This is a genomic window from Methanogenium marinum, assembly GCF_028912405.1.
Classification (GTDB): Archaea; Halobacteriota; Methanomicrobia; order Methanomicrobiales; family Methanomicrobiaceae; genus Methanogenium; species Methanogenium marinum.
Genome location: NZ_JAKELO010000002.1, coordinates 1,224,546 through 1,244,421, shown reverse-complemented (window position 1 = coordinate 1,244,421; position 19,876 = coordinate 1,224,546). Strand labels below are relative to the sequence as shown.

Annotated in this window: 18 protein-coding genes; 6 read left to right on the top strand and 12 right to left on the bottom strand. The window is 51.8% G+C overall.

Going from position 1 to position 19,876, the window contains the following annotated elements; genetic code table 11:
- Window positions 1–181: 181 nt before the first annotated feature.
- Window positions 182–4,114 carry a lectin like domain-containing protein gene (locus L0665_RS06410; RefSeq protein WP_274924868.1) on the bottom strand — a complete coding sequence of 1,311 codons (3,933 nt, stop codon included), beginning with the start codon at window positions 4,112–4,114 and terminating at the stop codon, window positions 182–184.
- Window positions 4,115–4,321: 207 nt separating this feature from the next.
- A complete protein-coding gene (locus tag L0665_RS06405) occupies window positions 4,322–4,936 on the bottom strand; it encodes an FmdE family protein (RefSeq protein ID WP_274924867.1) in 615 nt (204 codons plus the stop codon).
- A gap of 101 nt (window positions 4,937–5,037) precedes the next feature.
- Here L0665_RS06405 and L0665_RS06400 point away from each other — a divergent pair, with 101 nt between their 5' ends.
- Window positions 5,038–5,481 (top strand): hypothetical protein, encoded by a 444-nt coding sequence (locus L0665_RS06400; protein ID WP_274924866.1) that lies wholly within the window; start codon window positions 5,038–5,040, stop codon window positions 5,479–5,481.
- Between the two features lie 55 nt (window positions 5,482–5,536).
- Window positions 5,537–5,743: a thiamine S protein gene (locus L0665_RS06395; RefSeq protein ID WP_274924865.1), complete on the top strand. Its 207-nt coding sequence runs from the start codon at window positions 5,537–5,539 to the stop codon at window positions 5,741–5,743.
- 71 nt (window positions 5,744–5,814) lie between these two features.
- Here L0665_RS06395 and L0665_RS06390 read toward each other — a convergent pair whose 3' ends face one another.
- The 7 genes from L0665_RS06390 to thsA all read right to left on the bottom strand — a co-directional run bounded on the left by L0665_RS06390 (window position 5,815) and on the right by thsA (window position 12,751).
- Window positions 5,815–6,195: a 4Fe-4S dicluster domain-containing protein gene (locus L0665_RS06390; protein WP_274924864.1), complete on the bottom strand. Its 381-nt coding sequence runs from the start codon at window positions 6,193–6,195 to the stop codon at window positions 5,815–5,817.
- 7 nt (window positions 6,196–6,202) lie between these two features.
- Window positions 6,203–7,282, bottom strand: a complete 1,080-nt coding sequence (locus L0665_RS06385; protein ID WP_274924863.1) for a hydrogenase large subunit — start codon at window positions 7,280–7,282, stop codon at window positions 6,203–6,205.
- Complete coding sequence (locus tag L0665_RS06380; protein WP_274924862.1) at window positions 7,279–7,665, bottom strand: NADH-quinone oxidoreductase subunit C; 387 nt, start codon at window positions 7,663–7,665, stop codon at window positions 7,279–7,281. Before L0665_RS06380 ends, L0665_RS06385 begins: the two co-directional genes overlap by 4 nt.
- A gap of 3 nt (window positions 7,666–7,668) precedes the next feature.
- Window positions 7,669–8,109, bottom strand: coding sequence for an NADH-quinone oxidoreductase subunit B family protein (locus tag L0665_RS06375; protein ID WP_274924861.1), 441 nt, complete (start codon window positions 8,107–8,109; stop codon window positions 7,669–7,671).
- A gap of 16 nt (window positions 8,110–8,125) precedes the next feature.
- A complete protein-coding gene (locus L0665_RS06370; RefSeq protein ID WP_274924860.1) occupies window positions 8,126–8,977 on the bottom strand; it encodes a respiratory chain complex I subunit 1 family protein in 852 nt (283 codons plus the stop codon).
- Window positions 8,974–10,878, bottom strand: a complete 1,905-nt coding sequence (locus tag L0665_RS06365; RefSeq protein ID WP_274924859.1) for an NADH-quinone oxidoreductase subunit 5 family protein — start codon at window positions 10,876–10,878, stop codon at window positions 8,974–8,976. Before L0665_RS06365 ends, L0665_RS06370 begins: the two co-directional genes overlap by 4 nt.
- 280 nt (window positions 10,879–11,158) lie before the next feature.
- Window positions 11,159–12,751, bottom strand: a complete 1,593-nt coding sequence (gene thsA / locus L0665_RS06360) for a thermosome subunit alpha (RefSeq protein WP_274924858.1) — start codon at window positions 12,749–12,751, stop codon at window positions 11,159–11,161.
- Between the two features lie 231 nt (window positions 12,752–12,982).
- Between thsA and L0665_RS06355 the strand changes: the two genes are divergently transcribed.
- The 3 genes from L0665_RS06355 to L0665_RS06345 all read left to right on the top strand — a co-directional run bounded on the left by L0665_RS06355 (window position 12,983) and on the right by L0665_RS06345 (window position 15,548).
- Complete coding sequence (locus L0665_RS06355) at window positions 12,983–13,342, top strand: hypothetical protein (RefSeq protein ID WP_274924857.1); 360 nt, start codon at window positions 12,983–12,985, stop codon at window positions 13,340–13,342.
- Between the two features lie 60 nt (window positions 13,343–13,402).
- Window positions 13,403–14,197 (top strand): hypothetical protein, encoded by a 795-nt coding sequence (locus L0665_RS06350; protein ID WP_274924856.1) that lies wholly within the window; start codon window positions 13,403–13,405, stop codon window positions 14,195–14,197.
- 190 nt (window positions 14,198–14,387) lie between these two features.
- On the top strand, window positions 14,388–15,548 hold the full coding sequence (locus L0665_RS06345; RefSeq protein ID WP_274924855.1) for a hypothetical protein: 1,161 nt from the start codon (window positions 14,388–14,390) through the stop codon (window positions 15,546–15,548).
- A 103-nt stretch (window positions 15,549–15,651) separates the two neighbouring features.
- Here the strand turns inward: L0665_RS06345 and L0665_RS06340 are convergent, their stop codons facing one another.
- The 3 genes from L0665_RS06340 to L0665_RS06330 are packed head-to-tail and all read right to left on the bottom strand — an operon-like array spanning window position 15,652 to window position 17,639.
- A complete protein-coding gene (locus tag L0665_RS06340; RefSeq protein WP_274924854.1) occupies window positions 15,652–16,272 on the bottom strand; it encodes an orotate phosphoribosyltransferase-like protein in 621 nt (206 codons plus the stop codon).
- A 27-nt stretch (window positions 16,273–16,299) separates the two neighbouring features.
- Window positions 16,300–16,794, bottom strand: a complete 495-nt coding sequence (locus L0665_RS06335; RefSeq protein WP_274924853.1) for an NOB1 family endonuclease — start codon at window positions 16,792–16,794, stop codon at window positions 16,300–16,302.
- Window positions 16,794–17,639 (bottom strand): ribose-phosphate diphosphokinase, encoded by an 846-nt coding sequence (locus L0665_RS06330; RefSeq protein ID WP_274924852.1) that lies wholly within the window; start codon window positions 17,637–17,639, stop codon window positions 16,794–16,796. The genes L0665_RS06335 and L0665_RS06330 overlap by 1 nt, the downstream gene beginning before the upstream one ends.
- Before the next feature lie 85 nt (window positions 17,640–17,724).
- Between L0665_RS06330 and lonB the strand changes: the two genes are divergently transcribed.
- Window positions 17,725–19,752 carry an ATP-dependent protease LonB gene (gene lonB / locus L0665_RS06325; RefSeq protein WP_274924851.1) on the top strand — a complete coding sequence of 676 codons (2,028 nt, stop codon included), beginning with the start codon at window positions 17,725–17,727 and terminating at the stop codon, window positions 19,750–19,752.
- Window positions 19,753–19,876 lie beyond the last annotated feature (124 nt).

The window sequence follows — 19,876 nt, the reverse complement described above, 5'->3', positions numbered from 1 at the left end:
TCAGGTATTAATGTGCAGGAATGTACCTCTTTCTTCAAATTCTCCGGGAAGCGGGCATTCAATGGACTTGTATCGCTTAAATACCCTGAAAGAGGATGTGGAAATAATTGGAAAACTGTATTGGGATTCTAAAAAGAGAGAACCGGATGTGGCCGGTTTTCAAAGATTCATTCACTCTTTTTTAGTAACGTTTCCGGAAGAGAAGAGCAGCACATGCTGCCCCGCCAATGGCTGTGATAATCCCAATCGGGCTCTCCTGCGGAGTGGTGGCGGTTTCTGCCGGAGTCTCTGTGCCTTCCTCTTCAGGAATGGCGACTGTCACCGGTGGTTCTGTAACCGTATCATTCCCGGATTCTTTTGTCACGGAAACAGTTACATCGGACGTCTCTGTCCCTGTATTGGTATCCGCAGCATCTGTCTCCATAATCAGACTTTCAATTGCACCTCCGGCGATGGCAAAGGTGGAGAAGCCAGGCGTTGTGGCTGTAAATTCTACCCATCCGCCCTCTTCACTGATGATGGTGGTGGGAAGCTCCTGCCATGTTCCGTCGTGGAAGCGCCATAATGCCACATCCACTGAAAGAAGTCCTTCTGCCTTCATCCATGCAGCAGGCACCCGGAAGGAGAAGTCAGCCTCACTGATTTCATCGTCCGTTATACCGCTGAGCTGTGCGGAGAGATACTGGTAGACCGGCCCTTCGAGTCCGTCCGGGCCGTTTCCTGCCTGATCAATCGTGAGAAGTATTCTCCCGGTTCCATCTGCTGCGGTGATGGTGACTGACTGCACGGCAGAGCCGGTGAAGGTGAGTGTCGCAGAATCTCCGGCACTCAGTGCCGGTGATGTCGCCATATCAGCTGACGCGTCTTCATTTCCGGAATTTGGGTTTTCGTCCAGGTACCAGGCAAATTCTGTCATCAGTGGATAGCTGTCGACGGTATAATTCTGGTATATGAACGGCGTCCCGATGCCGTCATGGTTTGTGTCGGTACCGTTGTATGTGCTCCAGTAGTTGCCCATGAAATTTGTGAAGCCCTGTGTACGGTACCAGTATGTCTCCTCCGTCGGGGAATTCCACACCGCCGTATCATAGCCCACATTCATATCTTCGGTATGCTGTCCGGTCGTTTCAGCAGTGTTGGTGAACGCATCGGAACTGTAATCATTGTTCCGGAATGCATTGTCATTTCCATCATCGCTCAGGAACGCATCCTTCCACATGCTGATGTCCGGAATCGCGTCTGTTGTGTCCCGCATCTCCTCCGGGAAGGTGCCTGTCCCGGTGATATCTGTGGTGAGTGTATCCGCTTCGTTCTCATCTTCTGTTAAAACGAAGTCATTGCGATATACATAGACATCCACTCCCGACTCAACGACATCGATCAAAGGATAATCTGCGCCGGAGAAGTGGTTCTCCTCCACCACCGAATTGTTCAGAATCATCAATGCCTGAATCGAAGAGTTTTCTGCAGTATTGCCGATAATTTGTGCTCCATCTGCGAGAATTATCATGCCGTACCCTATGTCATTGCACCGGATGGAATTGTCAGAGACCAGAATGTCCCACACTGATTCTGTAATGATTCCCAACTCAGGGGAATCCACCGTGTTGTCAGTCACTGCCAGGTTCTCTCCATACAGGATGGCGATGCCCAGAAGAAGGTTGTCACCACTGATGGTATTGCCGGTCACTGAACTGTTGAGAAGGATGACTCCCATCATTCCGCCACCACCGATGCCACTGGTTATGGTATTGTTTGCTATAGTGGTGTCCTCTGCATCAGTGAGTTGTATCCCTAAACCGCCATCACGGCAGACAATCTCATTTCCCTCTGCCAAAAATCCGGTAATATCGGATATTTTCATGCCATACTTTGCATCTGGGCCGAACGAAGAGTCCTGCACGATGATATTCTCTGATTCATATGCCTGCACTCCGGCGTACACCTTGTTTGCGGTGACATTCTCGACCATAATATCCCGGCAGGCAAACAGGAAGATACCGTGTTCGACGGGTTCTGTTGTGATGTCACGGATTATGATGTCCGTAGCGTTCACACAGATGACGGCTCCTGCGTTTGAAGATGCATCAATAATTTCCCCTGACACACCTTCGCGGTAGATAACCGGCCGGCCGTTCACGGTGACCGTTTCATCAATGGTATTACCCGGTTCATCCTGGAAGTCTGCATACTCGAGATTGTTGTCGTTGTCATACAGGGCAGTGGCAGATAGTGAGAGGCCCTCGATTGAGCTGATATACATACCATCTTCGTAGCCGCTGATCTCAAGGTCATACATGGTGGTGTCATTTCCCAAAATGCCAATCCCACCGCGTGCAACTCCGTTTCCGTCGAACGTGAACCCTGCGATGGTGATGTTGTCCGCTTCACTCTCAACGGCAATTCCATCCTCGGGAGTGGCGACAACCGGTGTTCCCACACCGAGGAGAGTTACTGGTTGTTCCAGTTCCAGTTCTTCCAGGTAGGTGCCACTTTCAACAATGATGGTGTCACCGGACGCTGCGGCGTCGACTGCCGCCTGAATGGTTGGGTAATCGCGTGGCACGACAGTGAGAGGCTGCGTGAACGCTTTGATGCAGACATTGGTATTCGGGACTATTTCAGCCAGGTCATACCATTCATCCCCGTCGACGCTCACATAGCTTTCGCCTGCCCCTGCGGTGGCATTGGAGGAGTAGTGCTCAATCGGCATCTCGATACTGATGGGGAACTGATCGGTCGGGGACGTGATTTCAAGGACGACAGAGAATATCTCACCGGGCATCAGGGGAACTGTGTCCGGCAGAGTGATCGTATGATACCCGGGCAGGGCACAGGTGCCGGAGGTCCATGCGACCGGTGCGGCGTCACCTGGCGGGGTGGTGAAGTTCGTGAAGATGGCAACCGTGTACTCCGCCTCCGGTTCGCGGGTGTAGAAACTCACGTCGGTGAGCTCTTCATATGTGTCTGCCGTGAATACATTGGCCCCATACAAGGTGGTGGATGGGTCGTCGGTGCCGATGCTGTTTGTCCACCCGAGGGGGTCATACTGGTAGATTGTTCTGCCTTTTTCGGCAGGAACGCCGGTGAAGAGCGCACCAGGGGTATTGGAATAGGTAAAGCCGTAGGGATTCAGGGATTGGTCATCGAAATAGCCGAGGACGGGGTCATAATATGAGATGTAGAAGTATCCGTCTTCCCCGACATCGGTGCCCCAGCTGTTTTTGAGGATGAAGGCTCCGTCACCCGGTGCAGTTACGGCAAATGCCTCTTTTGGGAAGGTGTCGTCCCATCCGACAAGGGTGACCGCATGACCGCCGTCGATGGCATATTCCTCACCCGGCCAGTAGTAGGTGGTGGAGTCGTCTGCAAAGCAGGACCAGTTTACATTGAATGCGACCCAGATAGCACCCTCGTCCCGGAGCGCCTGCTTAAAGAGGTCATTGTCAAGGGGACCTGTGCGGGGGGGGAGGTAGGTCACATCCCGGACATCAAGCACCGGTGAGAGATCGGTGGGGGATATGGTGGATGGCATCGGGAGTGCGTAGGGGTCGTCTGCCTCCCGCACCGGACCACTGCTGCGGGTGAGATAGGCGGTGGCCGTGCCTGCAAATCCGCCGTCGCAGGGCCCGGAGTCAAACCCGTCCGGGTAAAGGTTTGAACAGAGATTTTTCATATTGTTTTCAGAAAAGTTTTCTGAGGTCCCGGTATCGGTGAGATAGGTTGATTCAAGGGAGCCATAGGCAGCAAATGCCCAGCAACTGCCGCACTTCCCCTGGTCACGGACCGGGGTGACCCGTCCGGCCCCACGAAGATCAAAGCCGGTGGGGAAATATTCATCATCTGTTTCTGCTGCATATCCGTCCGGCCAGACGATATTGACAGGCGATGGGAGGAGGCCTGTCATATAGGGTGTTGTCCCTGTGGCGGGACAGGAATCGCCGAAGCATTCGATGGAGAACTGGTCTGTGTCACCTGCATCCAGCCCTTCCGTGTATGCCACAAATGCCGGATTGAGTGGTGCCTGTTCAATTGTGAGTGCTGCTGCCCCCTGTACGAGGATGAGAGCAATAATGAGAATAATTGCTGATCTGCTGAATTGTATCGGAATCATGGTATCACCTGAAGCGATGATAATTTGTCAGCAGAATCAGGGATTAATGTGTTGAATATTACCTGTTTTTTTATGTCCCACAAAGTTCAGGATCTCACGCACCATGTTTTTTGCCTGACGGATATTTTGTGTTACTCCCTCTCCGGCGATGACTGAGAATAGATGCGGGAAAGGAACCGTAAAAAAAGTATGGATTCTCAGTTGATTTTACCAGCCACGGGTGTATTCATCGAAACAAGGGATGCAGACAATTTTTCCGTCCTGCACCCGTGCCTTCTGCTCGGATACCGGCTCTCCGCAGACTGCGCAGGGAACAGAGCGGAAGATCCGGGCCCGTTCGGGGAGTTCCGGTTTGACCTCTTTGCACTCATATATCTCGTCCAGAGGTGCGGTGAGGATTTTTTCAATCATCTCTGTTCTTATTTCCTGCATCCGTGCCCTGTCCGCATCGGTGGCAGTGCCTTCGGCCATCCGTGCCTGAATGTCCACCACATCCGGGAAGAGATTTTCCTGTCCGAATGCCGGTTTCTGCGCAATGCGCACAGCTTTCTCGCCATTTCTCAGGATGAAGGTGTAGACCGGTTTGCCGTGGTCACGGAAGATCATGTTTCCTTTCCCCATCGTGCACCCGGTGATGTACTGGATGGCGTCAATCATGCAGGCGTCGTTCTCTACAATCGCGACCATCTCTTCATCCTCTGAACGATCGGCGTTTAGGCATTCTTTCGCATACTCGGAAGCACGGTACCCGAAGGCAAGTCCGGGGCAGATGTGGCCATGGAATACGGCCACCTCTTCAAACGGAGGAAGTTTCACTGTCATAATCCCATATCTTTGCCCGCCAGAGTGATAAATGCCTGTATGAACGGATATTTTTGTACAGTTGGGTGGGTATTATTTGCCGCAGGAGCAATGGTTCTGTCATGAATAAAACCCGGATTTCTTCCGATATGCGTTTGGCAGGTCTCTTCGCCTGTCTTGCCTGTGTCCTCATCGCCGCAGGATGCACCGATGCACAGCCGGAGATGATCGTGGAGGCGACAGACATCACGATAACAGACTCGGATGCCGCCTCTGAAACAATCTGGTATTCAATGACAGTTACAGCAACAAACACGGGAGAGGCGTCAGCCAACGATGTGATTGCAGGTGTTACCATTCAGACTCCTGACCCCACCCAGATGTCCCGGATGGCCCACGAAAGTGTGGAATTCGGCACCATTGCACCGGGCGATTCCCGGTTGGAGACGGTGACCATCATGCTCGAGGCAGGCCCGGTGGGATACACGGATCTCGTAACCAAAGGGATGGACCCGGTTGTGACAACGAAAATTGAACAGATGGAATTTTTCACCCTTCCCTTCTAAAGGGTGGGCCTTTGTTTCCGTCCCTTTTTTTATCCGGCACTCCCAGATAATGAGTATGCCTGTTGTCAGATTCTGTTTTTCCCGTTCCCGGACGGTACGAGAGGTTGCCTACGAAGAAGGGGAGACCTATGCAGATCTCATTCTGCGCTGCGGTCTTATCCCGGACACGGTTCTCATCTTTACAGGAGACCAGTCTCTCCCCGAGGACGCACCCGTGTGTGAAGAGGAAGTAACAATTGAAGAGACTGCATCACGGGGATAACGAACGAATCAGAACCAGAATAACAAACAGCCAAAACAAAAAAAAATCAGAAAAAAAGAATGGACCGGGGATCACTCCTCAGTTTTTGCTTTCTTCTCAACTTTTGGTGGTGCAGGTGGCCCCTGTACTAACTCCACGACCGGCCCGACGGACGATGGGTGGTAGTCGGGTTCAATAAAGATACAGTCTTTCGGGCAGACCTCTGCACAGACACCGCATATGATACAGCGGAGGCGGTCAATTTCCCATGTCCGGGCTTCACGGTCAACAACAATTGCCTGTGAAACACAGTGACGCTGGCAGTTGCCGCAGAAGATGCAGTCCTCAATGGCAATGACGATATGTCCACGTGATACATCATACTGTTTGGCAGGCGTTGCCGGGTACATCAGGGTGGCGGGTTTCCCTGTTACATTTGCAAGTGCCCGCTTTACCATGGTAAATAATGGCATCTTTCTTTCACCTCTCCGCACACCCGATACACGGGTCAATGGTCAACACAACAACCGGCACATCCGCAAGTTCGATACCTGCAAGCATCTTCACAAGGGGTGGGATGTTGGTAAATGTTGGAGTCCGCACGCGGTGGCGGACGATGTTCTTCTTGCCGTTTGCCTTTACGTAGTGCATGCACTCGCCACGGGGCTGTTCAGAGAAGGCGAAGTATTCCCCGTCGGGGTTGCCTTTTACCTTCTCTTCAATAGGGCCGTCCGGCATCTTTGCGACCGCTCGTTCAACGAGGTCAACTGCCGCAAGCACCTCTTCTGAGCGTACCAGGCAGCGGTCCAGACAGTCTCCGTGTGGGAAGGTGATCGGCTTGAAACCGAGTTCACCGTATGCTGAGTAGCCGGTGGACCGGACATCCATGTCACAGCCACTGCCACGTGCTGTAGGACCAACCGCACCGAGATCCCATGCCTCTTCCTTTGAGAGGACACCGAGACCACGCATCCGGTGCCGGACGGTCTGGTCATGGGTGAAGATGCGGTTTGACTCCTCAAGAAGTGGCCGAATACTCTTCAGGTGGTCCACCATCTCCCCGAGTTTCTCATCCGGGATGTCCAGACGGATACCACCGACCTTCGAGGACCCCTGAATGACACGGCCCCCTGTGGTGGCTTCCATGTCATCAAGAATTTCTTCTCTCAGGCGCCATGCATTCATGAAGAGATTCTCGAATCCCATCGCATCAGCTGTCAGACCAAGCCAGAGAAGATGAGAGTGCATCCTTGAGTATTCCATCCAGATTGTCCGGATGAACTGTGCACGGGGTGGAACCTCAATACCCATGATATGTTCAATTGCATTGCAGTAGGTCACCGAGTGCGTGAAGGAACAGATGCCGCAGATTCGTTCTGCAATGAGGACATAGTCCTTGAAGTCACGTTTCTCAACGAGTTTCTCAAGACCACGGTGGACATATCCTATCGTAGGTACTGCCTCAACCACTCGCTCGTCTTCCAGCACCAGGTCCAAATGAATCGGTTCGGGCAGCACCGGGTGCTGGGGTCCGAATGGTACAACAATCTGGTTACTCATTGTGCATCCCCTCCTTTGGAGACTATTGTGACTTTTGGTGGGTTTTTGAAGGGGGTAGGGACTCTCGTTTCGATGAGATGACCCTGGAAGTCGATGTTCATATCAGTCACGGAGAGACCAAAGAGGTCATGGATTTCGTTTTCGTAGATGAATGCCCCCCAGTAGGTGCCGGATATGCTGGGTATCTCATCACCATCGTGGACAGTTATGCGGAGACTCTCGAAGTCCCACGCCGTTGTGAAGGTGTAATTGATTTCATAGCGGTCACCTAATGGGGTGCAGCCGATCTGAACCAGCCGGTGCCCCTTTGTGTGGTACTCCTCCGCCTTTTTCAGGAGGTCGGTGACCGCAATTTCTATAACGGTGTGTTTTTGTTCGTTCATTGCTTATTTCCCTCCCTTTTCAGTCATCTTTGTCCGTTTCTCTTCGAGAATACCCAGAGCACGGACGACACCGTCAATGATAGACTCGGGACGGGCTGCACAGCCGGGCACATAGACATCGACCGGGATGACTTTGTCAACCCCGCCCATGATGTTGTAGCATTCCCGGAATACACCGCCGGTGGTAGCACAGATGCCGATTGCGACCACGACTTTCGGGTCAGGCATCTGATCATAGGTATTTTTGACAACTTCCCGGCTCTGTTCATTGATGCCGCCTGTGACAAGGAAGACATCAGCATGTTTCGGGTTGCCGGTATTGACAATCCCGAACCGCTCCAGATCATAGAGCGGGGTGAGGCAGGCAAGCACTTCAATATCGCAGCCATTGCAGCTGGATCCGTCGTAATGGATAATCCATGGGGATTTTGTAATATATGACATTTTTTCACTCACCTCCCTACATCAGGGTAAGAACTCCAAGGTTTATTGCACCGGCAACAAGCGCCACGAGCCATGCACTTCTGAGCATTACCTGCCAGCGAACACGTGTTGTAGTATTGTCTACGAGTATCTCAAGGAAATAAACGATGATAACGGCAAGAAGACCGACCCATGGCATGGAGGCAAAGAAAAGCCAGACGAGGCCTAAGAAGAATACCGTCTCGTAAAGGTGTGCAATCTCGACCATGCCGAGGGTGGGGCCGGCAAACTCTGTTGTTAGTCCCTTCACCAGTTCCTGGTGGGCGTGGTGGGTGGTTGCAAGGTCAAAGGGTGATTTGCGCAGCTTGATGGTGAGCACATAGACGATTCCCACAAAGAGGAGCGGGAGGGTCATGACGATGGGCTCAGGCCAGAGCGCAATGTCCCTGACTGAAAAGGACCCGGTGGCCATATAAAATCCGGCTGCCGCAAGAATCAGCATCGGCTCGACTGCCATCAGCTGTAACAGTTCACGTTCCGCCCCGATATGGCTGTATGGTGAGGTTGCTGCATACGCTCCCAGAATCAGGAAGGCGTGGGCAAGTGTCAGTGCAAAGATGACAAGCAGGATGTCACTACCGGAGAAGAAGAGCGCTCCGGTGAATACGACGAATATCAGGTACGAGAAGATGTAGAAGTTCACCTCGTTTCGTACGACTGCTTTCTCCTTTTCGAAGAGCTTGAATACATCGTAGAGCGGCTGGAGCACAGGAGGGCCAACGCGTCCCTGCATCCGGGCAGTTACCTTCCGGTCAATACCGCCGATGAGTGCACCGATGAACGGTGCGAGGATGATAAATCCTATTGCAAAAATGATTTCTGTAATCATGCGATCACCCCCAGGATGACAGTGATCATTAACATCGCAATGAATGCGATACAGAAACCGTTCCCGATGTTTGAGAGGCGCTTTTCACCGAAGTAGTCGGCAAGGTAGTAGTTGCCGAGTGCTACCGGGCGCTGCACGCCGATACTGCCCTTGAAGTGCATGTCGGGAGTTGATGACAGTCCGCCCATATAATGAGGCAGAATTTTGCGGTCTTTCCTGAAGTAAAGGAGAGAGAGCGGCATGATGAGCACCATAAAGACCATCATTACCATGATTGTCATGTTTGCCTGCCCAAGGGTTGCAGCCATACCGTAGATGCCAAAGACATATGGCACCACCAGGTATGAGGAGAGCAGGGGGAACCCGATACACACAGCGACCATGAGGACGGTGAGGGGCACCAGAGCACTGTATTCATGGTTGGATATCTTCGCTTCAACGGGTTTGGGATTCCATGCAACTTCAATTAGTTTGCCCAGCCATTTGGTCCAGAAGAAGACCGTAACCGCACTGCCGAATGCTAAGAGGAGGACAAGGATGAAACCATACTGGGCATCAAGGAATGCAACCAGGGCTGCCCACTTTGAGATGAGCATCCCGAAGGGGGCAAGGAACATACCAGCGATGCCGATGATCATCATTACCGTGACTGCTGGCAGACGGCCCAGAAGACCGGTCATGTCCTCGATGTTCCTGCTGCCAATCTTGTGCTCAACAGTTCCCACGGAGAGGAAGAGAAGAGACTTCGCGATTGCATGGAACACAATCAGAAGGATGGCTGCCCAGACTGCCGCATAACTACCGATACCGGCACAGGCGACGACGAGGCCAAGGTTTGCAATTGTTGAATAAGCAAGGACTTTCTTTGCATTGGACTGCGATATCGCAATGCCTGATGCGAGGAGGAAAGTCACACCGCCCACAAGGGAGATCATGTACCCGACCATGGTCACATTATAGATGGGGGCAAACCGGACGATCATATAGACACCTGCCTTTACCATCGTACTGGAGTGCAGGAGTGCTGATACCGGGGTGGGTGCAACCATTGCACCGACCAGCCATGAGGAGAACGGCATCTGTGCTGCCTTGGTGAGGCCGGCAAACCCGATGAGGGCTGCGGGTATCATTGCGACAGCAGGGCCTGCTGCAAGCAGGGTGTCCATCATAACGAGGCCCCCTGATGGATCGGTAAGTCCAATCCAGACAAAGGTGAACGCAAATGCGAGACCGCCCAGTAAATTCAAGAGGAGGGCCCAGAATGCATTCTTCCGTGCCTCTTCATCCCAGCTGTATCCAATCAAGAGGAAGGAACAGAGTGTGGTTACTTCCCAGAAGAAGAAGAGCCAGAAGAGGTTATTGGAAAATACCACCCCAAACATTGCCGCCAAAAAGACAAAGAGCAGGGCAAAAAACCAGCGTCGTTTGTCAGGCATGCCCTCATGGTGTGCGTGATAGTCACGCATGTAGCCGACTGAGTATACACAGATCAGGCTCCCGATGATTCCGATGATCATCGCCATGATGATTGAGAACGGGTCAATGAAGAGGTTGTTCAGTGCCGCGGTTTCATTGATGAGTGACTCCGCATAGAGTACCACTCCCAACTGAATGACAACCAGTCCGGCAATAAGATATTGTCGGTATTTTGCGGCGAGATAGAGAAGGCCGGCCGATATGATGACTTCGAGTCCGGTCATGATCTGGGAGATCATGCCGGATTCGATATCGAAATACACGGTCCCGGCCCCTGCAAACAGTACAAAGAGATACAGTGTCACCGCGATTATCACCGCTGAAACAAGTACCACAATTGTGTCCCTGAGGCGACCGTTCGGTAATATACAGAACAATAATGCCGCCAGAGCAGGGAAAAGAATCAGGAATACTAAGAGCTCCACACTATACACCTATGTGTGAAGATTGAGAATTCATCATTATTTATCATTGCCATCCTGCCAGTTCTTCCTTTTTTGGCAAAATTTGTTCACAATGTCGCTAGAATGCCATTTTTGTGGCTGGATTCATCTTGTCTTATTCGAATCCCTAAAATATGATGGGGGCCCGTGGTTCATTATTATCTAATCAGGTGCGCGGAAACAGATCTGGATAATTTATTCCGATAACTGAAAAACGAGCTTCTATTTGCAGGAAAAAAATAGAAAATGGGTTGTTGGTATTTTACATTCCCATCTGGGATGCGTTCTTTGAGATCATCATGTCATCGACACGGATGATGAGTGCAGCAGTCTCGGTTGCTGACATGATTGCCTGCCTCTTTACGCGGGCGGGTTCAATGACGCCTTCTGCAAACATATCCACAATCTCACCGGTGAAGACATTCAGACCAGCATGATTCTGGCCAGCTGCATGTGCTGCCTTGAGGGCGACCATCTTGTCGATCTGGTCAAAGCCTGAGTTCTCTGCGAGGGTGTATGGGATAACTTCAAACATCCGTGAGAAGGCTTCGATGGCAAGCTGGGTTCTGCCTTCCTGGGTTGCAGCAAATTCACTGATCTTCATCATCAGTTCTGTGTCAATGGCAGCGCCACCGACAACGAATTCTCCGTCCTCAAGTGCGTCCATCACGACACGGACAGCGTCATAGACGCCGCGTTCGAGTTCATCGACGAAGATCTGTGAGGTGCCTTTCAGAAGGATGCTCACGGTTGCCGGATTCTTGCACTCGGTGATCTTGGTGATGGTGATGTCCTTCATCTCTTCGATGAGGCCCGCTTCGCCGAGCATATCTTCGTTCAGGTCTTCGGGCTTGTTGACGATTGTTGCACCGACCGCACGGGCGAGTTTCTTCATGTCAGAATCGGGGACGTCCTGAATGGCGATGATATTTGCCTTTGCGAGGTAGAACTGGACTGCGTCTGCAATGCCCTTCTGGCAGAAGAGGGTGTTTGCACCGGATGCGACGACCTCTTCTGCGAGGCTGCGGAGGGTCTCGTTCTCCTGTTCGCTGAAGGCTCCCATCTGTTCTGAGGAGGTGATCTTAATCTTGGATTTCACCTGGGTCTTTGTCACCGCAAGAGGCTGGGAAAGCATAGCAATCTTTGCTCCTTCGAGCCGCTTTGGCATGGAGGCCTGAACACGGGTCTTGTCAAGGAGGAATCCTTTGAGCAATTCCGCATCTTCCATGCTGTCGCCGACCATGGTCTTGATCTGGACATCGTCCTCGTCGACTCTGTACTTACCGCTTTTGTCCTTCTGGGCGACAGTCAGTACAGCATCAACGACGATGCTGGTGATGATATCTTTGGCATCTTCGATGGACTTGCCGGTAACCGCGGTTCCTGCGACCTTTATGAGTATGTCGCGATCTTCACCGTTGGTTTTGATGGCCTGTTCGTCAATGACTTCCAGTGCCTTCTGCATCCCGAGACGGTATCCGTTTGCGATGATCGTCGGGTGGATATTCCGTTTGAGGAGGGCTTCTGCCTGTTCCATCAGATTGCCGATGAAGATGGTTGCGGTGGTGGTACCGTCGCCGACTTCATTGTCCTGTGTCTCGGCAACTTCGATGACAAGTTTTGCTGCCGGGTGTTCTACTGCCATCTCGTGAAGAATGGTAGCACCGTCATTGGTGATGACCACATCTCCACCTGCCTGTGAGACCATCATCTTGTCCATTCCCCGTGGGCCGAGGGTTGTGCGCACGGCTTCAGCGATTGCCTTCGCCGCCATAATATTGGATCTCTGGGCTTCGTTGCCGCCAATGCGGTCTACGTTGTCCCGTAATATAACTACTTGTTGTCCCGCTAACATAATGCAGATTCTCCTTAAAGCGTAATAAAACTGGATTTGCAATTCTATATATACGTTGTGTTTGTTTTGGGGAATTTTTGCTTTTTCCGGAGGTACGGATTTGGTATAACTACCATCAGGATGTTTTTTTTTTGTTAATTAAGTCGATATCATTTGTCGTTTTGTTGTATTACAGAGAAATTCTGCGCTTTATCTTTTGGTGAAGTTAATTATGCCGGTGCCCGGAAGGGGATGCCGGACATTCAGGAACGCCGGGTCATGACACTGGCATATCTCCCTTTAGACGTGATGTTTCATATTGCAGGGCAAATTACGAATGGTGACCGGTTGGGCGGCAGCAGTGCCGGTGAATACTCCCGTGTTTCTGTTGGTCATATTACGGGCGTTTCTGTCTTCTGTATCCAGAATGAAAGAAATATGGGGGTTGCTCTGTCTGTGAGTGGTATGGACAGGATGCGTCTTCTTTTCTATTTTGTAGTGTGCCTGCCCGGCGCCTCTGCGAAGGTGTTGGATTTGGAGCCTTTCGCATATTTTCTTGGTATGTTCCTTTTTTTCTCCGGAACAGTCCTCAATATATGTCAATCATTTTAGATTTATTTATTGGAATTGTTTTGGAAAATTATTTGACATTGGTGAATAAATATTCTGTATATGTCCCAATTTGTTGTTGAAGTGAATGATGCTAACGGCCGGCGGGGGATGCTGGACTTTGGAGGAATTCACATCATGACGCCAGCATATGTACCTTCAGACGAGGCATGTCATATGGTTGGGGAAATACCGGATGATGCCCGATTCCGTAGCAGCGGCGCTTGTGAATGTGATCTCTGGTTTCAGCGATCAGATATTGAGCGTTTCCGCCTGCATCCGGAAGAAAAAGAGATGATGGAGGCTGCCGCCTGTGGACGGATGGACGGGATGCAGTCTCCTGCCAGACTGCTGCATTTCAACGTTTTCTCCGATGTACAGGTTTTACAGAAGGAGAGCCTGATTGACCTTCTCTCTCTCCAGTGCCGGGCAAATGCCAGTGTGATTGAGATTCCCCGTGTGTTCTGTGATACACCGGCGTATGAGCGGGCTGTGCAGTGTGCTCTGAAGTGGCACCAAAATGCCGGTTGTGAAACACCACTCATGGGTATTGCCAGAACTGCCTCTGATCTTCTGATGCTGGAACAGTACCTGCCACAGTTGGGTGGCATTGGGATTGACTGCCGCCGGTTCGACAAACAGCTTCTCTATCAGGTTCGGAAAAGACTAAAACAGCAGAATGTCTGGGTGCATGCATTCTCTGCTCCCCTCAGGTATTCAGAAATAATGAATCCGGGAAACCTTAGGAAGTTCATCAACTGGTTTGGGGTGGATACCGTTAGTTCCTTTACTATGAGTGATCGGGTCATGCAGTACTTCCCGGCACCCTTTCCCGTAACGGGAAACAGGAATGGTTGAATTTGTGAAGAAGAATCGCTCCCGATCTGCACCTGTCCGGAGTTGCCTGAGACGAATGTAGTTCTTCTCTCACTCTTTTACTGGTCCGTTTCTCGAAAAACGTATTTTATGTATGTTATATTAATATCTATCCTTTTTTTGCCAATAAATAGGGATAATTTAAGTATTATGTTAATATATGTTTGGTTTGATGTCATCGTTTGTTGTTGAAGTGGATGACGCCAATGGTCGGCAGGGGGTGCTGGACATTGGGGGTAATCACGTTATGACTCCTGCGTATGTGGCGTCAGACGATGTCTGTCATGAGATGGTGGGTTTTTCGGGTGATTCACGATGCCACAACACCTGTATTGGTGAATATGATCTCTGGATGCAGCGTTCTGATGTCGAGCGCATCCGTCTGCACCCGGATGAAAAAGAGGCAATGGAGGAAGCTGCCTGTGAAAAGATAAACCGGATGCAGTCGCCGGCAAAAATGCTTCATTTCAACTTCTTTACTGACGTTGCCGGGCTGAATAAGGAAACATTTGTTGACCTGCTTCGTCTCCAGTACCGGGCGGGTGTGGGTGTAATTGAGATTCCCCATGTGTTCAGTGATACGCAGACGTATGAACAATCAGTGTTGGCTGCTCTGGAGTGGCAGCAGAATACCTGGAGTGAGGTACCTCTGATGGGTATTGCCCGGACACCTGAAGATCTTCTGATGCTTGAGCACTATCTGCCACAGCTGGGGGGTATTGGCATTGACTGCCGCCGGTTCGACAAACCCCTTCTCTATCAGGTTAAAAAGATGCTAAAAAAGCAGGATGTCTGGGTGCATGCATTCTCTGTCCCTCTCCAGTATCGTGAGGTGCAAAACAAGGGGACCCTGGGGATGCTCATCAACTGGTTCGGGGTGGATACCGTCAATACCATTGCTCTGAGCAATACCGTCAGGGACTATTTCACAGGCATCATCTCCCGGATGGATGGGCCGAAAGAGGTTGAATTCGCCAAAAGAATCCACTACTTTGCCCCTTGTGATTATAGTACGTTTTCCTTTGGAAAACTGGAGGAACGCTATGGGGAGGGGCAAAGGCTCTCTCGTTTCTGTGACTGCCCGGTATGCCGTGATCTGACGATTGGAGGGGCGGTGAAAAAACTGCCGGAGCTCTACCTGATGAACCAAGTGCACCGTGCCTTTGCGTATTACCAGGAGTCAGAAGAGTATCAGCGTGCCCTCATCAACAATGAGACTGGCATTTTTCTTGACGGAAGGCCGTTTGCTGCGGAAATTATTCGGCGATCTTCCGGCCCTCTGCCTGCCGCTGACAGGGTTGCAGGCCCTGCAGCGCCGTATGAAGCGAGATAAGGTCCTGCATGGCGTGGTGTGAGGGACAATTTTTCTCCAAAAGAAACACAAAAAAGATGGTGTGCCATGTGGCACTTCTCTGGGTTTCGATTTTCTCTGCGGTTCAGTCGATTCGTGAGACCTGGAACAGGCTGAATACCGGGACGCCGTCTATCTCTTTAATATTCTTCTTATTGAAGAGAACACAGACTGCTTCCGGCACTGCCCCGTGGTTTCTGAGGTGGCTGATGATATCTTTCATCGTGTTGCCGGAGGTGATGACATCATCTATGACGAGGCAGTGTCTGCCCTGCACCTGTGCGAAGTTGCCGGAGATGGACCCAATGGGGTCGGTGCCCTGAGCGTGCTTTTTGGGGTGGTACATGGTAAACTGTGCACCTTCTTCTGCGGCAATGATTGTGGCAAGGGGAATACCTGAGTGGGCGACTCCCACAACCAGTTCCGGTGCCGGTACCTCGGTAAGTTCGCAGTCCCGTGCGTCTGCTTCACCATAGTAATACCGCTTGAGAAGGAGCAGCGCCGCGTCACGGAGCATATCCGCATTTCCGCCGACAGTTGTCCAGTTGATATGGATATCCTTCGGTGCCTCGGTATCCTTTTGTTGGGTTAAAAGCCAGGTCACCGTCTCCATTGAGAGAGAGAGTTCATCTGCAATCTGGCTGGGGCTGTGACCCTCGGCAAGGAGCAGTTTTGCCTTTTCAATAAGTTCGTCAAGAGAAGACATCGTGAGTATATGTTCGGCGAGATGTGTCTAATACTTTTTTCCGGACTTTGCACGACGGATCTCTGCACCACATATCTGGCATTCGCCCGGGGCGGACCAGAAACGTCCGCATCCGGTGCAGCGGTATTTCCATGTTCGTTTTTTCGCCCGCCGCTGCAGAATAGGAATAACCGGGATTTTCAGACGCTGTGCTGTGTTCTGCACTGCAAAGTCGTCGGTCATGACTGCTGCGTTGAGTTCAACGGCGAGGGCGAGAATGCCGGTGTCTGTCTCTGAGAGGACGGTAAGGTCCCCGGTTTTCCGGGCGGCCTCAGATACCTCTGCCAGCGCCTCAGGGCCAGGTGCATGGACACGGAGACCCTGTTCTTCAAGCAATGCGAGACGCATCCGGGCCGTCTGGGTCTTTATCTCGTCCAGAACATCCGGGGTGGTATAGATATCCCCATCTACCGGTACTTCTGCAAAAAAAACGGATGCATCGAGCACCACCCGTTTGTTCTCTTCGTCTCCTTTTTCGTCCATTATTCCCGCATTGCTTCAGCAATCATCCCTGCTGCTGTGTAGGATGATGCTGCGGATTCAATGGTGTCAGAGGCAGCAATCGATGCAAGACCTGCTGCTGCGAGGCGGGCAAACCCGCCGGAGGCAAAGACCCCGTGCACACAGGCAGCATGGACGGACCGTGCCCCGCCGTCTTTCAGCATTCCTGCTGCGGTGGCAAGGGTTCCTCCCGTTGAGATGATGTCATCGGTGATGACGATGTCACGTCCCTTTGCGTCAACAGACGACGGTGCAATCCTGACCTCCTCACCCGAGAGGCGGGTCTTTGAGAGATGGTCGTATTCCCATCCGCCGTGTTTTGCTATTTCTGATGCGAATATCACTGCCCCTTTGTCCGGTGCAAGGATGATGGGTTCGTCACATCCAAGGGATGCAACCCACCGTGCCATCTCCGGTGCGAGAGTGATATCTATAGCCGGTGCCCGGAAGTGGGAGAGTACCGAGGGTTCGTGGATATTAATCGTAATGACCCGGGAAACACCCGCGGAGAGTGCCCGTGCAACTGCCCGGCTGCTTATCGGTTCTCCGTCATTGAATCGCTTGTCCTGCCGTGCATATCCCATATAAGGAAGGACAAGGGTGATCTCACTTCTGTCACAGGCATCGATCATCAGCAAAAGCTGGACCAAAGACTGATTGTCAGCGGTGCTTGATACAAGCAGCGTTTCTCCGTCCAGAGCCCCTGTTTTGAGGTATAATTCTCCGTCCGGAAAAGCTTTGAACTGTGAATAAACAAGTGGCAAACCAAGTGTTTTTGCAACTTTTGAGCCCAGAATCTGGGATTTTTCTGTACATGCGACCTTCATCTGGATTACCCGTATTAGAAAGTACTTAAAGTATCAAAATAGATTACTAAAGCACTACCGGTCGAAAGTGAGGTCCGGATACGATATGACTGATTCAAACATTTCTCAAGATACGATACCAGAGGACCCCGTCATTGCACCGGACACGGTTCCAACGGCCGCCCCCGATTCACCGGAGGGGCTGGACACCGATGCAGAAAAAACTGAAAGCGCGGGGAGTGATTCCCTGGAAGAGAATCCCGTGCCACTCTCTGAAGTGGCAAATTCGGGTGAGATATCTGTCCCTGAATCCCTGATTGATCAGGTGATTGGACAGGAACACGCGGTTGAGGTGATGCGCAAGGCAGCCATCCAGCGCCGTCATGTCCTGATGATTGGAATACCGGGAACCGGTAAATCGATGCTCGCAAAGGCGATGGCAGAACTTCTCCCAAAAGAAGAGATGCAGGACATCCTCATCTACCCAAATTCAGAAGATCCCAATGAACCTGTGGTCCGGACGGTTCCGTCCGGCAAAGGGAAGGAGATCGTGGGTGCCCACAAGCAGGAGGCCATGAAGCGCACCAAGACCAGAAGCACGCTTATTCTGCTTCTGATATTCGGTATCATGGGCTATGCTCTGATCTCCGGGCAGCTTCTGTTTGGTATCATTGCAGCAGCATTCATATTCATGGCGATGCAGTATTCACGGCCAAAAGAGGAGGCAATGGTCCCCAAACTCCTTGTCTCCACCAAGCCTGACTCCATCGCACCCTTCATCGACGGCACCGGTTCCCATGCAGGTGCCCTCTTAGGTGACGTCCGCCACGACCCGTTCCAGTCCGGCGGGCTGGAGACACCGGCCCACGACCGTGTTGAAGCCGGTGGCATTCACAAGGCGCACAAGGGTGTGCTCTTTATCGATGAAATTAACACCCTCACTCCCCACTCCCAGCAGAGTCTTCTGACCGCACTGCAGGAAGGGGAGTTCCCCATCACCGGGCAGAGTGAACGCTCTAGTGGGGCAATGGTCCGCACAGAGCCGGTTCCATGTCGGTTTGTGATGGTTGCAGCGGGTAATATGGACGGTGTGCAGGGGATGCATCCGGCACTCCGGTCCCGTATCCGTGGCTACGGATATGAGGTCTATATGCAGGAGACGATGCTTGATACGCCGGAGAACCGCGACAAGTTCATCCGTTTCATCGCCCAGGAAGTCAAAAACGACGGTAAAATTCCGCACTTTGACCACGAGGCTATTGAAGAGCTCCTGCTTGAGGCACGTCGCCGGTCCAACCGGAAGGGTCATCTTACCCTCAAACTGCGTGACATGGGTGGTCTCATCCGTGTGGCGGGCGATCTGGCCCGGCAGGAAGGAGCGGAGATTGCCACCGCAAAACATGTGCTGGACGCAAAGAGCATGGCCCGGTCCATCGAGGATCAGGTCTCTGACGAGTACATCCGCCGGTCCCTTGAATATGATCTCACGGTGGTCGAGGGTGCGCTCGTGGGCCGCGTGAACGGTCTTGCGGTGATGGGCAGTGACTCCGGGTCGGTGCTCCCGATTATGGCTGAAGTGACTCCTACCCAGGGTGCCACCGGCCAGGTGATTGCAACCGGTCTCTTAAAGGAGATTGCACAGGAATCCATCAAGAACGTCAGTGCCATCATCAAGAATTTCACCGGCAAAGACATACGGAACATGGATGTCCATGTTCAGTTCCTTGGCACCTACAATGGTGTGGAGGGTGACTCTGCCTCGGTGACGGTTGCAACCGCTATCATCAGTGCAATCGAGAACATTCCCGTCCGCCAGGACGTTGCCATGACGGGATCGCTTTCCGTCCGCGGCAATGTGCTTCCGATAGGTGGGGTGACCTACAAGATTGAGGCAGCAGCAAAGGCCGGTATCAAGAAGGTCATCATCCCGCAGTCAAACCTTGATGACGTCGTCATTGAAGAGCGGTATGCGAAGATGGTTGAAATTGTTCCTGTCACAACCATTGAAGAAGTCCTTGAGCACGCTCTGGTATTTGAGCGCAAGGAAGACTTCATCGCGAAGATAAAAGAGATGTCATCCCGCCGGGCGAAGGCTTTTGCTGACAAGCCCGCTCCCAAACCTGTCAGTGTGTAATCACTGCAGGTGATCCCCATTTTTTGCGTATTTTCCCCTTCCCGAATATTTACACACAGTCTCATTTTTCCGAACCATTTCCCATATCTTTTTTTAAATGCAGGTGCGTACATGCTCCAGCAGG

Excerpts from the sequence above, each read along its gene's own strand:
- L0665_RS06410 (WP_274924868.1), bottom strand. The coding sequence starts at position 4,114 with ATGATTCCGATACAATTCAGCAGATCAGCAATTATTCTCATTATTGCT.
- L0665_RS06405 (WP_274924867.1), bottom strand. The coding sequence starts at position 4,936 with ATGACAGTGAAACTTCCTCCGTTTGAAGAGGTGGCCGTATTCCATGGC.
- L0665_RS06400 (WP_274924866.1), top strand. The coding sequence starts at position 5,038 with ATGAATAAAACCCGGATTTCTTCCGATATGCGTTTGGCAGGTCTCTTC.
- L0665_RS06395 (WP_274924865.1), top strand. The coding sequence starts at position 5,537 with ATGCCTGTTGTCAGATTCTGTTTTTCCCGTTCCCGGACGGTACGAGAG.
- L0665_RS06390 (WP_274924864.1), bottom strand. The coding sequence starts at position 6,195 with ATGCCATTATTTACCATGGTAAAGCGGGCACTTGCAAATGTAACAGGG.
- L0665_RS06385 (WP_274924863.1), bottom strand. The coding sequence starts at position 7,282 with ATGAGTAACCAGATTGTTGTACCATTCGGACCCCAGCACCCGGTGCTG.
- L0665_RS06380 (WP_274924862.1), bottom strand. The coding sequence starts at position 7,665 with ATGAACGAACAAAAACACACCGTTATAGAAATTGCGGTCACCGACCTC.
- L0665_RS06375 (WP_274924861.1), bottom strand. The coding sequence starts at position 8,109 with ATGTCATATATTACAAAATCCCCATGGATTATCCATTACGACGGATCC.
- L0665_RS06370 (WP_274924860.1), bottom strand. The coding sequence starts at position 8,977 with ATGATTACAGAAATCATTTTTGCAATAGGATTTATCATCCTCGCACCG.
- thsA (WP_274924858.1), bottom strand. The coding sequence starts at position 12,751 with ATGTTAGCGGGACAACAAGTAGTTATATTACGGGACAACGTAGACCGC.
- L0665_RS06355 (WP_274924857.1), top strand. The coding sequence starts at position 12,983 with ATGCCGGACATTCAGGAACGCCGGGTCATGACACTGGCATATCTCCCT.
- L0665_RS06350 (WP_274924856.1), top strand. The coding sequence starts at position 13,403 with ATGTCCCAATTTGTTGTTGAAGTGAATGATGCTAACGGCCGGCGGGGG.
- L0665_RS06345 (WP_274924855.1), top strand. The coding sequence starts at position 14,388 with ATGTCATCGTTTGTTGTTGAAGTGGATGACGCCAATGGTCGGCAGGGG.
- L0665_RS06340 (WP_274924854.1), bottom strand. The coding sequence starts at position 16,272 with ATGTCTTCTCTTGACGAACTTATTGAAAAGGCAAAACTGCTCCTTGCC.
- L0665_RS06335 (WP_274924853.1), bottom strand. The coding sequence starts at position 16,794 with ATGGACGAAAAAGGAGACGAAGAGAACAAACGGGTGGTGCTCGATGCA.
- L0665_RS06330 (WP_274924852.1), bottom strand. The coding sequence starts at position 17,639 with ATGAAGGTCGCATGTACAGAAAAATCCCAGATTCTGGGCTCAAAAGTT.
- lonB (WP_274924851.1), top strand. The coding sequence starts at position 17,725 with ATGACTGATTCAAACATTTCTCAAGATACGATACCAGAGGACCCCGTC.